This is a genomic window from Candidatus Hydrogenedentota bacterium, from assembly GCA_013359265.1.
Lineage (GTDB): Bacteria > Hydrogenedentota > Hydrogenedentia > Hydrogenedentales > SLHB01 > JABWCD01.
The window spans coordinates 24,960-39,287 of record JABWCD010000034.1; the positions used below are offsets into that span (position 1 = coordinate 24,960).

Below are 14,328 nucleotides of genomic sequence, written 5' to 3' on the forward strand. Positions count from 1 at the left end.
TATATCATTCGCGGGTAAGGTCAATGGCGGCCCAGCAAGATGGGAAATGCTTGCTATTCAAGGCGTTAACGTGGATAATGCGGCGCTGTCTTGGACCTGGCAAACGGGTAGTTTTCGTAGTGCAGACTGGAGCAGGCACCCTTACAATGGAACTGCGCGGGCTTCTCACCCGCGCGGAAGGCCGCGATATGCGGCTCGGCGAAATCGTCGAATCCATCCCCCACCGCGGTCACGTGCTGATGATCGTGTTGTTCAGCTTTCCCATGAGCCTGCCTATTTCACCGCCGTTTCTGGGCGGCGTATTCGGGACCGTGCTGACCTTTCTGTCGTTCTATCTGGTGATGGGACAAAAGCCCTGGATGCCGCATTATCTGCATCATAAGCCGGTGAAGTATCGCGTGCTCGAAGCGACGATCGCGAAGCTGACGTGGGCGATGCGATATCTTGAATTTGTATTGAAGCCGCGCTTGCTGTTCATGACGAAGAACGAGCGCTTGTGGCAGATACACGGCACCTTCCTCCTGTTCATGTCAATCGTTCTTGCGCTGCCGATACCCATGCCCGCGCCATTCACAAACTCGGTGGCGGCGCTCCCGATCTTTCTTACCTCGCTGGGCATGTTGGAGCGCGACGGGCGGATGATTATCATCGGGTATTGCTCCACGCTGATCTGCATCACCTACTATCTCGCGCTGATAGTGCTTGGCAAAGAAGCGCTCGAGTGGCTGTTTCACTGGCACTCATCGATCTTCTGAGGAGTGCGCAGCAAACGAGCTCGATGCCGACGACGCAATCGCGGCGTTCACGGCGTTGAAAAGTCGCTCCGACAGCGTTTCATAGGTCTGCTGGTAGTTCCCCTCGAACATAAGATCGTTCCAGGAACCCATGCCGCCGAATACCCACGCCTTCTGGCAGGCATCGAGCAAAGCCGTCGCCGTAGTCGATAGCACCCCGGGCGGCGCGAGGTCCTGGTGGTACCCGTGGCCGTGTTCCCCTTGCGATTTGATGGTATCGAGCGCGCTTTGGAAAGACTCGGAAAACCCACTCAGCGACTGGTTCATGGAAAACAGAAGGACTTCGCGCAGCGATACCTCCAATTCACGCGCAACGAGGGACAGATCGCGCGAGTGACTCGTGCCAGACCGGCGCGTTGTGTTGCCGCAATATTCGACTGTCCAGATTCTTCGGTCGGGCGCGTCCCGATTGCCGACCTTCCAGTTTCCGGCCCATCGTTCGGCAGCGCCCGACGGCAGCGCTACGTCCATGGACCATGTACCGCCGCCGCCCGCGAACGCTGCAACCAGCCAACCCGGGAGCTTGGAATCGTCGTGCCGCGCGCAGCGTAGTTGAACGCCCAAAGCGCCCTTCTTTTTGAGGTATTCGAACCACGCGTTCGGATCGGCCGCAACAGGTTCATTGCTCAGTCCACCCCACAAGCGCCTTCTCGTCGAAACAAAACGGATCGATTCGCAGAATTGCGCCGTCGAGTTCGTGATGAGAAATGGCGGCAGCTCGTGTCCACAAAGTGACGCATTGGCGTGGCACGTCAGTGCAACAAATTGGGCGATCGGGTGGTGCATAACCGGTCCAATCCGCGGCAGAGGTTAGGCGTCGTCGTCTTCAATCACGCTGCACGTCAGTTCGTCAATGGACGCCAGCGACATTGCGCGCGCACGGTCGAGCCGGTTGATCCGCTTGCCAAACTGACCCATCGCGTATTCCTGAAACACCGACTCGTCCTGGCCAAAGGGCGGGGTTTCGTACTGCGTGAACATTTCGTGGATCATGCCCATCGTGAGCGCGAGCAGTTCGTTCATCGTCTCTTGCACAACGTCCCAGAGGGATGCATCGGCGGAAATGAAGCGAGAAAGCAGGTAAATTCCAAACGCGATGTGGCGGGCCTCGTCCTGCTTAATTCTTGAAATGGCTTCGCGCGTTCCGGGCAATAGGTTCTTCTGGTCGAGCGCAAGGAAGTAGGCGTGGTAGCCGGTCTCGGCGATGATGCCTTCGATGACAAGGTTATAGGTGGTCGCCGCGCGGACGATGGCCCGTGGCGACGGATCGGAGATGAGTGCGTTCATCGCCCCTGGCAGTGCGTCGTAGAAGACTGACTTGTAATACGAAAGGTGGTAGCGATTGAGGTCCCCGGCGTCGCCCGCGATTTCCGTCAGGAACCGATCAAAGAAGTCCGCGTGCTTGGCTTCCTCCCAGAGGAATGAGGTCATGTAGACGCTTTCCTCCGCGAAGCCGAGGCGGTTAATCGCGTACATGAGCGGCAGCAGATCGAGCGTGACGGCCTCTTCTCCCGCGGCGAACGACGCCGTAAGCCGCAATACCGCGTCGCGCTCGTCGTCGGTGAATAGCGGCCAGTCTTTCACGTCCTGCGTGAAGTCGATGTCCGACGGGTTCCACGTGCCGATGCGCTTGGCTTTCTCGAAGAGCACCATGGGCGGAGCGGCACGGCGCAGCCCTCGAGTGGTGGTCGCAAAAGCGGTGTGTGGCATGGCGCAGTTCCTCGCGGCTTGGGGTATTATGCGGCGGAGCACACCGGCCCGCAACCCATGAGCACATCGCGCACATACGCGTACTATCGGCAAGCGCTGGCAGGCCACGCCATGCCGTGCGCCTTTGTCGATTTGGAACTGTTCGATCAAAACGCGCGCGACATCGTCGCGCGGGCCGGAAGCAAGCGTATTCGGATCGCGTCAAAATCGATTCGGTGCGTGCCCTTAATCGAGCGGGCGCTCGCGAGCGACGTGCACTACCAGGGAATAATGGCGTACGCCGTGCGCGAGGCAGTCTTTCTAAGTCATCAGGGACTTGACGACATCCTGGTCGCATACCCGGCATATCACGAACTCGAAGATTCAGGGCTTGGCGAGGAACTACGGCGTGGAAAACGCATCGTCGTGATGGCCGACTGTGCGGATCACGTCCACCACTACGAGCGCTTTGGCAAGGAGTTCAACGTCGTTGTTCCCGTCTGTCTGGATTTGGATATGTCGTCGCGATTTCCCGGACTGCACTTCGGGGTGCTACGGTCGCCGATTACGACACCCGGCGGGGCGCTGGAGGTGGCGCGTATCGCTCGCGCCTGCAAGCACGTGCGGCTTGTCGGGCTGATGGGATACGAAGCGCAGATTGCGGGCGTGCCGGACAATGCACCGGGGAGTGCAGCGAAAAACTGGCTTGTGCGGACCCTCAAGGCGCGTTCGTTGCGCGAGATTCGCACACGCCGCGCGCGTGTGGTCGATGCGCTCAAGGCGGACGGACACGAACTCGAATTCGTAAACGGGGGCGGGACCGGAAGCATGGAGACAACGAAGGAAGAGGATTGCGTGACCGAGATCGCTGTGGGCTCCGGTCTCTTTAGTCCGGCGTTGTTCGATCGGTATTCGGCATTTCGGCACGCGCCCGCCGTGGGGTATGCGATTGAGATTACGCGCATCCCCGCCCCGGGCGTGTACACCTGCCACGGCGGCGGATATGTCGCGAGCGGCACGGGTGCGGACAAGTGCCCGCAGCCATATTTGCCTCTGGGGGCGCGGCTAACGCCGCTGGAAGGAGCGGGCGAAGTTCAGACGCCAATCCGTTACGACGGGCCGGAGAGACTCGCCATCGGCAGTCCGATCTTCATGCGCTATGCGAAAGCGGGCGAAATGTGCGAGCGGTTCAATTCGCTGTTGTGCATCGAGGGCGGAACGGTCACGCGAGAATTCCCGACGTACCGCGGCGAGGGACAGGTGTTTCTGTAGGGCAGACCGCGATGATAGAAACAGGACGGACCATATCGAAGGCGTGGGCGCAGGTTAACGCTTTTCCGAGACGATGGTTTGAGTCGGCAAGACGATCGTGAACTTGGAACCCTTGCCGAGTTTTGAACTGACGAGAATTTCGCCGCCGTGCTCCGTGACGATTTTTTTCGAGCACGCAAGACCGAGCCCGGTCCCGCGCGATCCTTTGGTGCTGCTGAACGCGGTGAACAGGTGCGGCATAAACTCGGCCGAGATACCCGCGCCCGTATCGTTCACATTAATGTAAATGCTGCGGTCGTCGGCGTGGGTGCGGATGGTCACCTTCCCTCCCACTTCCTCGCACGCGTCGATCGCATTCGTGGCGAGGTTGAGAATCGCGCGGTAGATGCCGAGACCATCAATAGACACCTTGGGAAGCTCGCCGCGCACCAGTTCTATCGAGACCTTTGCGCGTTCGGCTTGCCCCTTCAATGTGTCGGCAATTTCCTTCACCAGCGCGTTGACGTCGGTGGGGGCGCGTTCGGGCTCGCGTTCGCGGGAAAACGTCACGAGGTTGAGCACCAGGTCTTCCATCCGATCGACGGAACGGCGGATGAGCGGCCACCCTTTCTGAATGTATTTCATCTCCTTGGTCTCGAGCGACAGATCGACAAACTCCGCGCCGCCTTTCACCCCAACGAGGATGTTCTTGATGCAGTGGCCGATGCCCGCCGTGGCTTGACCGATGGCGGCCATGCGTTCTTGCTCGACAGCTTCTTTGTGCAGCCGCGCGTTCTCGACGGCAACTCCGGCGACTCGGCCAATGGCCGTCAGCAGCTTGAGGTGATCGGCCTTGAACACCACTTCTTCGTCGCCCGAATCCACGTAGATAACGCCGATGACGTCTTCGCGCCCGCACAGCGGTACGCACATGGCCGCCGTAATGCCGTGGTGTACGACGCTCTCAGACCCCTTGAACTCGGTCTGCGCGTCGTGCGTGAGCACCGCGTCGCGGTGTTCGAGCACGTGATGAATAAGCGTCTGACTCAAGGGAGGACCGCCACGATCCTTCCCGCCAGAATGACTCGCGTTAACCACCGGTTCGTCGTCGTGCGCGGGTCTGGTGAGAATGAACCCGCGCTTGCAGGGTAGCGCTTCAAAGACCAAATCGAGCAACTGTTTCAACAAGTCGTCGAGATCGAACACTGTCCCGAGAAGTTGCGCCGCCTTGTAAAGAATAGGCAACTGGTTCGAGTTCGGATCGCGCACCATCTTGCTGAACAGTTCGCCGGCGCGATCGTAGGCGATAAGCGAGCCCGTGTCGGAAAGCGATTTCTGGCGTGACGCCTTCGTGATCTGGAATGTGTGGGAACCGACGGTGAGTTGATCGCCTTCCTCGACCTTCAACCGGACCACGCGCTCGCCGTTCACGCTGATCCCGTTTCGCGACCCGAGATCCTCCACTTTGAGTTGGCCGCCTTCGAGCCACACCCGCGCGTGCTTGCGCGACACGAGCGAATCGGGGAGCACCACATCGCACTCCGAGGCGCGGCCGAGAATCAACCCCTCGTTGCCGATGTGGTAGGTGCTGATGCTTTGCCCGTCCTTCTTCAGGACCAACTCGTATTGTGCCATGGGACTCCCGAGGAAACCGGCTCCACAGGGGAAACGTGCGCCAACCGGCTAACGTACTTCCCCGGCAATACTTTATCATGCGGGGCGCGGCGTGCGGCAAAGACAGCACATTAATGTTGCGGCGGAAAACCACTGATGGTATATTCAGATTTATTGAAGAGGGACAGGCAGCGCGCATGAACGTCGCCCAAATTATCGATCGCCTGAAGGCGGACGCGTCGTTCCGGCAGAATATGACGACGTGGAAGACCCTGCCGGCGCGGCCCGCGAAGTTCGCGGGGTATCCCGAGCGGCTGAATCCGAAGCTGGTCGACGGGATGAAGGCGCGCGGCATTACCAACCTGTACACGCACCAGCGCGAAGCCATCGACGCGGTGCTCGATGGCGGGCACGTATGCGTGGTGACGCCAACGGCCTCGGGCAAGACGCTGTGTTACAACGCGCCCGTCCTGAACGCGATCATAGGGAACCCGAACGCGCGGGCGCTCTACCTATTTCCCACCAAGGCCCTGTCACAAGACCAGGTTGCGGAATTGCAGACGACGATCGACACCTTGCAGGTAAAGATCGGCACGTATACGTTCGACGGCGACACGCCGGCCTCCGCACGAAAGGCCATCCGCAGCGCGGGACATATCGTGGTCACGAACCCGGACATGCTCCACACCGGAATTCTCCCCCACCACACGATTTGGATGAAACTCTTCGAGAACCTCGAATTTGTCGTCATCGACGAGTTGCACCATTACCGCGGCGTGTTCGGGAGCCATTTGGCGAACGTGCTGCGGCGGCTAAAGCGTATTTGCGAGTTCTACGGCTCCAACCCGAAGTTCATTTGTTGCAGTGCGACCATCAACAATCCGAAGGAAATGGCGGAGCGGATCGTCGAAAAGCCGATGCGGCTCGTGGACAACAACGGCGCGCCCCAGGGAGAGCGGCATTTTCTGTTCTACAACCCGCCCGTCGTCAACCGCGAGTTGGGCATCCGCGCGTCTTCGGTTAAAGAGGCGACGCGAATCGCGTCGCAAATGCTCACACGGAACGTCCAATCGATCGTGTTCGCGCGCAGCCGGTTGCGCGTCGAGATTCTCACCACCTACCTGAAGGAGCAGGTGCGGCGGCTGGGCAAGAGCGACAAGCTGGTGTGCGGGTACCGCGGCGGTTACTTGCCGACGGAGCGGCGCGCCATCGAGCGCGGACTGCGCAACGGCGAGATCATGGCGGTCGTCAGCACGAATGCGCTCGAACTGGGCATCGACATCGGCTCGCTCGATGTCTGCATCATGACCGGATACTCGGGAAGCGTCGCGAGCACCTGGCAACAGGCGGGCCGCGCAGGCCGCCGTACGGGCGTGTCGCTGGTCGTCCTGATCGCCTCGAGCGCGCCGTTGGACCAGTACATCATCAATCATCCCGAGTATTTCTTCGATCAGTCGCCCGAAAGCGCCACGGTCGATCCAAATAATCTCATCATAATGACAAGCCATTTGAAGTGCGCCGCGTTCGAGATTCCATTCAAGGAAGGCGAGATTTTCGGTATCGACGCCGCGTCCACCGCGGAAATTCTGGATTACCTCGCGGAGCAACGAATACTGCGCAAAACGCGCGACAAATGGCACTGGAGTTCGGACACGTATCCCGCCGAAGACATCAGCCTGCGCACCGCCGCGCCCGGCAACGTCGTCATTCTCGATACCTCGCAAAACGGCCGCGTAATCGGAGAGGTCGATCTGTTTGCGGCGCCGGTCGAGGTGTACCAAAACGCGATATACTTGCATCAGAGCGCGCAATACACAATCGACAAACTCGACCTCGACGATCGCAAGGCGTACGCGCGGCCCGTCGATGTCGACTACTACACCGACGCGCAGATCAAGGTGGACCTAAAGGTCATGGATACCTTCCGCGAAGAACATACCGGCTCGGCGATTCGGCGCACGGGCGAACTGAGCGTGACGTGGCTCCCAAGCATCTACAAGAAGATCAAGTTTGGTACGCACGAAAACGTCGGCTGGGGCGAAATCCACCTGCCCGAAAGCACGATGCACACTACCGGCTATTGGATCGAGTTTCCGGAGAAGACCGCGGAGTTGCTCGATATCAAACAGACCGAATTGTCCGAAGCGTTGAGCGGGCTCGCAAACACGCTGCGTCAGGTCGCGCCCGTGCAGGTGCTGTGCGACCCGACGGATATTCGTGCGCAAGGCATGCTTCGCGCGCCGTTTTCGGAAATGCCGACGATCTATCTATATGAGACCTATCCCGGCGGTGTCGGCTTTAGCGAGAAACTGTTCACGCACCACCGGCGACTATTTGAGGCGGCGATTTCCCTCATCAGCGGCTGCACGTGCAAGGAAGGATGCCCAAGCTGTACGGGCCCATCGCTCGAAGTCGGCGCGCACGGCAAAAAAGGCGCCCTGCGGCTGGCGCAGTTGGCCCTGGACCAAACAACGGCCTGACCCATGGCGGACGCAAAGGACAAACTGGCTTCTCTGCTCTCGACGCCGGGCCTCATGAAAGGCGCGGACTGGCAGCAGAAGCTCGAGACCTTGCGGCAAGAACGCGAGTCCGGCGAATACGAAATTGATCGCGTGGTGCGCGGCGACGTCGTTGGCGATGTCGAGCGAGGGTTCTTCCTGGCGCACGAAACTTTTCCGCTCGATACGCCGCAAGGCGCCATCGACCTAGGCGCGGTATTGCAGGCCAGCGGAGATCACATCGCGCTTTCCGGGTCGGACGACACCCTCAAGGAATTCGATCCGCGCAAGGCCCTCTTTATCGATACGGAGACGAGCGGGCTCGCGGGGGGCGCGGGGACGGTCGCGTTCCTGATCGGCATCGCCTACTTCACCGAAGAGGGCATCCGGCTCGATCAATGTTTCATGCGCGACTTCGACGACGAGGAGCCGATGCTCGAGTATCTCGCGGAGGTATTCCGTGGGAAAGAAGCGGTCGTCAGCTACAACGGCAAGAGTTTTGACCTGCCACTGCTGCGCACGCGGTTCATTCAGAACCGCATCCCCTTCCGGTTGGACGCGTCGTTGCACTTCGATCTGCTCCACGCCGCGCGCCGCTTCTGGAAGCGCCGGCTCGGCGCATGCAACCTGACGAACGTCGAGCGCGAAGTGCTCGGCCTGGAACGGCACGGCGACGTACCGAGTTATCTCATCCCCCAGATGTGGTTCGACTACCTGCGCACGCGCGACGCGCGCCCGCTCGAGGGCGTGTTTTACCACCACAAGATGGACATCCTCTCTCTCGTCGCGCTGACGGGCTGGCTCTCGCGTTGCCTCGCGGCGCCCAACGGCGAGGGCTTCACGCACACGGAAGACCGCCTGTCGCTCGTGCGCGTGTACTTCAATCAAAAGCGCTATCAGGACGTCATCGTGTTTGGAGACAAACTGATTGCGGACGAGCGCGACGCGGGAATGCGCAAGGAATGTTTGGAGATGGTTGCCGTTGCGTGCAAACGCGTCCAGGATTTCGAGCGCATGCAGGAGACGCTGCGCCTTCTGCTGGACGAAAACCCCAGTGATGTGCAGGCCCGCTGGGAACTCGCAAAGCACTACGAACACCGCGCGCGCGATCTCGCCGAAGCGGAGCGCCTGTGTGCGGAGGCCGTGAGCCAGCTCGAAACGCGCGTGGCGCTGGGCCGTGGATTGGACGTTGCCGCCTCGATGCTTGCCAGCTTCGAGCACCGCCTCGCGCGAATCCGAGCAAAACTCGCCCGCGCGACGCCGCAAGCGGAATAGTCCGGATATCTTATACGCCCGCACTGTTCGTTTGAGTAGATTCATGATGAAACGAATCGGGGGATTCGATTGGCCGCGACCCGGACACTATACTATCCGCATGTGCGCCAGTTCGGCGCCGCTTCGAACCATACACTCGGGAAAGTTGTAGCGATCTATGCGAAACGGTTGGCTTTCTGCCGCGGGGACCCTCGGCGCCTTGGGCGTGATTCTCGGCGCATTCGGCGCACACGGCCTCAAGTCCCGTCTGCCCGAAGACCTCCTCGTCACTTTTGAAATTGGCGTGCGGTATCACATGTATCATGCGATTGCCCTGCTCGCCGTCGCGCTGCTTGCGCCGGCGCACACGAACAACCGCTGGCTCGGGCGCGCGTGCTGGGCATGGCTGACCGGCATCATCATTTTTTCCGGAAGTCTCTACGCACTCGCATTGACGAACACACGCTGGCTCGGCGCCATCACGCCGATCGGCGGTGTCGCGTTCATAATCGGATGGGCATTTCTCGTCGCGGGCGGCCTAAACGCGAACCGAAATCGCAACTCGTAATCCGCGCTACGGCTCAATGTGAGTCCAATAGGTCGAACACTCGCTCCAACGCGGCACGCGTAGCAGCGTGCGCGCCCGGATGTTTACTTTCGCGCGGGCCCGCCACATTCAACGTTCGGATGTCATTCTGCCGCAACCACGCCGCCACGCGGTCGGCGCCGCAATCCGCGTCCATGTCCCACACGAAGTGCGGCTTACGCTGCTGCACGGCACAATCCACCGTGAACGCGGTCCCCTCCGTAGGCTCTCCCCACGTGATGATCAACGTTCCGTCCGAGTCGCGGACATTCCATGCCGTGCGTTCCACGTAGTCCGAAGATGGCGTCTCGCAAACCGGATATAACGGTGGAATGCGTCCGTCCTCGGCAATACGGCCGTTGGGACACCAGCCCCCACATGGCAGACCGTGCGCAAGCGCGAAATCGAGCGCGCCCCGGTCGACCCCGGACTGCCCCCCGGAGACGATTCGTTCGACCATGGCTACGGCTTTTCGGGAGTGTCCGAGTGATCCGGCGCAGGCACTGGCGCTTGATCGCGCGGTGCGGGGACAAATGGAATGCGCTCGGTTTCCGTCGTCATCTTGAGGCCCGCCGTCATGGCCAGTTCGCGGATGTTGCCTTCTATCGCCGGCGGCGCGTCAGGATGGACCCGCACTATTACGACCGGCTTCACCTTCGCATCGCGATACGTGTTGAACTTGTCGCCCAATTCAGCTTCGGTCAGGATTTTGCCCTCAGATTGGATTGTACCGGTGTGCCCGACGGCGACGCTCAGTTCGTTCTTCCCCTGGGTGATCCGGTCCTGCGCGCGCCCGAATATACTCTTTTGCGAGTGCCGGATCGTATCCGTCGCCTGTTCCTCGAGCGCGGCTGCGCGCTCGGCCTCGGGTTGCGTGAATTCGTCGACAATCGTCGGCGTGATGAACACGGCGAGCTCGCGGTCGATGTGGTCTTTGTTCGTCGTTTTGAAAAGCCTGCCAATAAACGGCAAGTCGCCCAGCAGCGGCACGCGCTCGACGTCGTCCTTCACGCTCACCGCGCGCAGGCCGCCAATCACAATCGTCTGTCCGTCATTCACGAGGACCTGCGTTTCCGCCTTGTTCTGCGTCTTTTGTGGCACCGTGCTCGCCAATCCACCGGCGATGATCGTCTTGTCCTCCGCCGTGCTCTCTTCGGTCTCGATATCCATGAGGATATTGCTCTCGTCGTTCACGCGTGGTTTGACCTTCAGAATTGTTCCCACCTTGATGAACTGTACCTGTCCCGGGATAACGCGGCTCGACACGTCGTTCACGGGGTCTCCCGTTCCGTTGTCAATCACCGTGCCGCCATAGCCCGTAAACCCGACGCTCTGAAACGGCTGGTCCGTTGTGTTCTCGAACGTCGCCTCTTCCCCGTCCTGCACCGTCACGCGCGGGCGCGCCAGAATCGTAAGTTCGCCGGTGCTGTCGAGATAGTCGAGCACGACGGCGACGCGGTTACCCTTGAAATCGGGATCGAGGATGAGGTTTCCGGTCGGCTGTCCCGCTTCGCCTCCATTCGGATTGCTGAGTTCCTGAAAGAACGATCCGGTGACGGGGTCTTGCAAAAATGCACGATAGGGATACCTGCCCACGCTCGCGCGCTGTCCCGCTTCCGGGGCCGTAGTGTAATCGGGTCTCGAGCCGCCGCTCTGGATCGCAAACGGGACCCCGCTGATCTCGTCGAAATAGGCCCAGTCGATCGACAAATCGCGAATGATATTGCTGCTGGCCGAGACCATAAACGTTTCGATCTGGACCTGCAGTCCCTTGATGTCCCACTCCTTGATCATCGCATCCACTTCTTCGATTCGGCTGATGATCGCGGTCAAACTGATTTGGTGCGTGTCTTCGTCATACGTGATGACGCCGGCCTCTTCCGGCACGATGTTCTCAAGCCGCTCGGACACGTCTTTCGGCTCGATGTAGCGCAACGTCCACGTCTTCGTGATTAGCGGCTGGTCGAGCGCCTCGAGCATCTCGCCGATCTGGTCCTGCCGCGCCGGCAGGTCCGTCACGACAATGCTGTTCGCGCGCGGATCGGCCTGGGCGAGCCCACGCTCCGACAAAAGGCTCTGGATCGTCTCCAACAAATCGTCGGCCTGAAGATGCTTGAGCATGAACACGCGCGGTTCAAGCGGCACGTCAAGCTGCTTCACCGTGTCGCGCATCGCGTCGAGGTTCGCCTGTGTGTCCCAGACAATAATGTTGCCCGTGCGCGGATCGCTGATGAGCCGGCCCGTCGCCGACATAAGCCCATTCAACACCTGCTCGATGTCCATCACGTCGGCATGCGTAACCTTGAATTCGGCCTTCTTTAACTCGCCGTACTTGCGTTCGAGAAATTCGCCATCGAGCATGACGTACAGGAATCTCGTCTCGGGATTGAAATCGTAATGAATATGGTTGAACTTGAGTATCTCCATCACTTGGCGCGGCTTCACATCCTGCACCCAGAAACGGATGGTCTCCTTCTCGACGCCTTGCGAAGCGACGATGTTCCAGCCGGTGGCCTTCGCCACCAGATCGAGCACTTCGATCACGGACACCGCGGCATCCGAAGCGTCCATGCTGACGAGTTCGCCATCGTCGGGCAGCGTAACCTCGGGGATCGATTCGTTCAGAATTGGCTCGAACGCGCCCTGGCCCCCAATGGTCACCGAGCGGCGTTCGCTCTGGATCGCCGTGACTCCCGTTGCGGACTTTCCCGGCTCCTGGGATCGCCGGCTACCGCGCTGCGCCTCGCCCGGCGCACCCATACCGCCGGACTCGGCCTGCGGCTCGGTCGACTGCATCAGGATTCGATTTACGGAGGCCTCAACCGTAGGTGACGGCGCCGGCTGTGCCGGACTTTGCTGGGCAAGAGTTGGAACGGCGCACAGCAGCCCGGCCACGGCAATCCGCACGCCCGATTGGATTAGCGTTCGCGCCATCATTCGCATGCCGCGGGCAACACACACCACGCCCACACAGTCCCCTTCCCTCGGTAATCCGCTGCCGCCCTTCAGTTTCGGCGGCGTGGCCGCAAGTATAACGAATCGAATACGCCGTTGGTAGACAACTGGCCTCACCGGCGTTGCAGGCGAATGCCGTGCGTCTTGCCGTCCTTTACCAGCGTGAACACTACGTCGGCGTCGGTTATCTCGTTGATGGTACAACCCTTGATTTGGTCGCCCTTGCCATAGAAGTCCTTCTTTCCGTCAACGCGAATCTGGACCTTCATGCTGTCGCCCGTCCCAATCTTGTTTCGCGTCGGTTCGACACCGGCCAGGATTTCGGCAAGCATCGGGGCCGGCGCCTCGACTTTTTGGGGTGGCACCAGTGGTCCCCAGAGGTTAGCGCGGCTCGAAACGACGCGCTGCCAGTTCTCGAAATCCGGATCGCGCTCGAGGCTTATATCTATCTCCGTTGGTGCGTTTTCCGCCAGTTCCCGCTCGAACCGCTGCCGTTCCGCCAACACCGGGTTCCGGACAAACCCCGCCACGAACAAAACGAGGCACAGGGCGATGGCTATCCAAGCGGCCACATACGCGTACGAGACGTACTTCATGCGCCCGCCTCCCGGAGCGATATGTTGTCAACCACAAGCACCGCGCCGCTCTCAAGCAACACAAACGACGGCACGCGCATCAGGACGTCGCCACCGCCGCTGCCCGGCGCCGTGAATCGATAGCTGTACTGATAACCGACCGCGTCCGCGACCAAGGGCGCGTTGCCTTGCAGCGGCCGCCCGGTCGATTCATCCACGATGCGCAATTGCGCCGCTCCGGTCGTCCGCGCGACGAAACCAATCTCGTACACCGTTCCCGCGCGCAGCTTCTGCACCTGGTACAACTCCGCATTCGCACTCTGCGCGTGTACCGAAAGCGCGGTGTCCCCACCGTCCACCACGTCCTTGTCCGTCGTCAGCGACGCATTCGCCACGCTCCACCCCGGCGCAGTCGATTCTTCCGGGTTCCACTGTGCGAAGTCCGCGTTGATGGCGAGGTTCGTTGCCTCCGCCGGCGGCCCGGCCGCGGCAACCTTCGGTTGCGGAGCGCCGGGTTCGCCGATGACCGTGCGTGTCACGCGAAACGCCGCGGTCACCTCGGTCGACAGCGGTTGACGCGTCAGTTCGAGTCCGTCTACACGTAGCGCCTGCGGGCTTTGCTGCAACCGCTCGAGGAACATCGCGACGTTTTGTATCGACGTAGGCTCGGTGCGAAAGTTGATCTGATACGTGCGGTACCCTTCCCCGCTGTCGTCCAACGCGCCGGCGGGCCATGAACGAATATCGACCAGCAGGGCGCCCGGTTGGTTTGCCGCGGGAATCGCCGCCCCGTCCGCCGGGATTTCGCGCAACGACAGCCGGGCAATCTCCACACGCAGCCGATCGTGAATCTGCTCTTGCGTCCACTCGCTCGAATGCTGCTCCGCCATCGCGGCGTATGCCTTCTCCACCGGCTCGGCCAGCGCTGCGTAACGCATCGCGTCCGTAAGCAGCAACTGCTGGCTGGCAATCGTCTCGTCAAGCTGTTCGAGCGCGTCCAGACAACGCAGCACCACAAGCATCACCGCCGACACGGCGAGAAGCGCGATCACAACGATTGACAACCGCTTCTCCGAGGCGGACATCCGTGCAAATCGCGCTAGCATGACAGT

General features: G+C 60.7%; 12 protein-coding genes. 5 read left to right on the forward strand and 7 right to left on the reverse strand.

Going from position 1 to position 14,328, the window contains the following annotated elements:
• Positions 1–119 precede the first annotated feature (119 nt).
• On the forward strand, positions 120–755 hold the full coding sequence (locus tag HUU46_23035) for an exopolysaccharide biosynthesis protein (GenBank protein ID NUM56517.1): 636 nt from the start codon (positions 120–122) through the stop codon (positions 753–755).
• On the opposite strand, the gene HUU46_23040 is transcribed toward HUU46_23035, so the two are convergent.
• Together HUU46_23040 and HUU46_23045 are read right to left on the reverse strand one after the other, a co-directional pair.
• Positions 741–1,580: a hypothetical protein gene (locus HUU46_23040; GenBank protein NUM56518.1), complete on the reverse strand. Its 840-nt coding sequence runs from the start codon at positions 1,578–1,580 to the stop codon at positions 741–743. The genes HUU46_23035 and HUU46_23040 overlap by 15 nt on opposite strands.
• Positions 1,581–1,604: 24 nt before the next feature.
• A complete protein-coding gene (locus HUU46_23045) occupies positions 1,605–2,504 on the reverse strand; it encodes a R2-like ligand-binding oxidase (protein ID NUM56519.1) in 900 nt (299 codons plus the stop codon).
• Between the two features lie 57 nt (positions 2,505–2,561).
• On the opposite strand from HUU46_23045, the gene HUU46_23050 reads away from it, so the two are divergent.
• Positions 2,562–3,755, forward strand: coding sequence for an amino acid deaminase/aldolase (locus HUU46_23050; protein NUM56520.1), 1,194 nt, complete (start codon positions 2,562–2,564; stop codon positions 3,753–3,755).
• Between the two features lie 54 nt (positions 3,756–3,809).
• Here HUU46_23050 and HUU46_23055 read toward each other — a convergent pair whose 3' ends face one another.
• Positions 3,810–5,369: an FHA domain-containing protein gene (locus HUU46_23055; GenBank protein NUM56521.1), complete on the reverse strand. Its 1,560-nt coding sequence runs from the start codon at positions 5,367–5,369 to the stop codon at positions 3,810–3,812.
• Positions 5,370–5,545: 176 nt separating this feature from the next.
• On the opposite strand from HUU46_23055, the gene HUU46_23060 reads away from it, so the two are divergent.
• The 3 genes from HUU46_23060 to HUU46_23070 all read left to right on the forward strand — a co-directional run bounded on the left by HUU46_23060 (position 5,546) and on the right by HUU46_23070 (position 9,668).
• Positions 5,546–7,828, forward strand: coding sequence for a DEAD/DEAH box helicase (locus HUU46_23060; protein ID NUM56522.1), 2,283 nt, complete (start codon positions 5,546–5,548; stop codon positions 7,826–7,828).
• A gap of 3 nt (positions 7,829–7,831) precedes the next feature.
• Entirely contained in the window at positions 7,832–9,121 is a 1,290-nt protein-coding gene (locus HUU46_23065) for a ribonuclease H-like domain-containing protein (GenBank protein ID NUM56523.1), read from the forward strand.
• Positions 9,122–9,278: 157 nt separating this feature from the next.
• Positions 9,279–9,668 carry a DUF423 domain-containing protein gene (locus HUU46_23070; GenBank protein NUM56524.1) on the forward strand — a complete coding sequence of 130 codons (390 nt, stop codon included), beginning with the start codon at positions 9,279–9,281 and terminating at the stop codon, positions 9,666–9,668.
• Positions 9,669–9,681: 13 nt separating this feature from the next.
• Here HUU46_23070 and HUU46_23075 read toward each other — a convergent pair whose 3' ends face one another.
• The 4 genes from HUU46_23075 to HUU46_23090 all read right to left on the reverse strand — a co-directional run bounded on the left by HUU46_23075 (position 9,682) and on the right by HUU46_23090 (position 14,322).
• Positions 9,682–10,146, reverse strand: a complete 465-nt coding sequence (locus HUU46_23075) for a molybdenum cofactor carrier (protein ID NUM56525.1) — start codon at positions 10,144–10,146, stop codon at positions 9,682–9,684.
• 2 nt (positions 10,147–10,148) lie between these two features.
• Positions 10,149–12,482 (reverse strand): hypothetical protein, encoded by a 2,334-nt coding sequence (locus tag HUU46_23080; GenBank protein NUM56526.1) that lies wholly within the window; start codon positions 12,480–12,482, stop codon positions 10,149–10,151.
• A 272-nt stretch (positions 12,483–12,754) separates the two neighbouring features.
• Positions 12,755–13,237, reverse strand: a complete 483-nt coding sequence (locus tag HUU46_23085; protein NUM56527.1) for a hypothetical protein — start codon at positions 13,235–13,237, stop codon at positions 12,755–12,757.
• The gene (locus tag HUU46_23090; GenBank protein NUM56528.1) at positions 13,234–14,322 is read right to left on the reverse strand and encodes a hypothetical protein; all 1,089 of its coding nucleotides are present in this window, start codon (positions 14,320–14,322) and stop codon (positions 13,234–13,236) included. The genes HUU46_23085 and HUU46_23090 overlap by 4 nt, the downstream gene beginning before the upstream one ends.
• Positions 14,323–14,328 lie beyond the last annotated feature (6 nt).

Coding starts and splice junctions, on each gene's coding strand:
- HUU46_23040 (NUM56518.1), bottom strand. CDS start 1,580: ATGCACCACCCGATCGCCCAATTTGTTGCACTGACGTGCCACGCCAAT.
- HUU46_23055 (NUM56521.1), bottom strand. CDS start 5,369: ATGGCACAATACGAGTTGGTCCTGAAGAAGGACGGGCAAAGCATCAGC.
- HUU46_23045 (NUM56519.1), bottom strand. CDS start 2,504: ATGCCACACACCGCTTTTGCGACCACCACTCGAGGGCTGCGCCGTGCC.
- HUU46_23065 (NUM56523.1), top strand. CDS start 7,832: ATGGCGGACGCAAAGGACAAACTGGCTTCTCTGCTCTCGACGCCGGGC.
- HUU46_23060 (NUM56522.1), top strand. CDS start 5,546: ATGAACGTCGCCCAAATTATCGATCGCCTGAAGGCGGACGCGTCGTTC.
- HUU46_23075 (NUM56525.1), bottom strand. CDS start 10,146: ATGGTCGAACGAATCGTCTCCGGGGGGCAGTCCGGGGTCGACCGGGGC.
- HUU46_23085 (NUM56527.1), bottom strand. CDS start 13,237: ATGAAGTACGTCTCGTACGCGTATGTGGCCGCTTGGATAGCCATCGCC.
- HUU46_23090 (NUM56528.1), bottom strand. CDS start 14,322: ATGCTAGCGCGATTTGCACGGATGTCCGCCTCGGAGAAGCGGTTGTCA.
- HUU46_23050 (NUM56520.1), top strand. CDS start 2,562: ATGAGCACATCGCGCACATACGCGTACTATCGGCAAGCGCTGGCAGGC.
- HUU46_23070 (NUM56524.1), top strand. CDS start 9,279: ATGCGAAACGGTTGGCTTTCTGCCGCGGGGACCCTCGGCGCCTTGGGC.
- HUU46_23080 (NUM56526.1), bottom strand. CDS start 12,482: ATGCAGTCGACCGAGCCGCAGGCCGAGTCCGGCGGTATGGGTGCGCCG.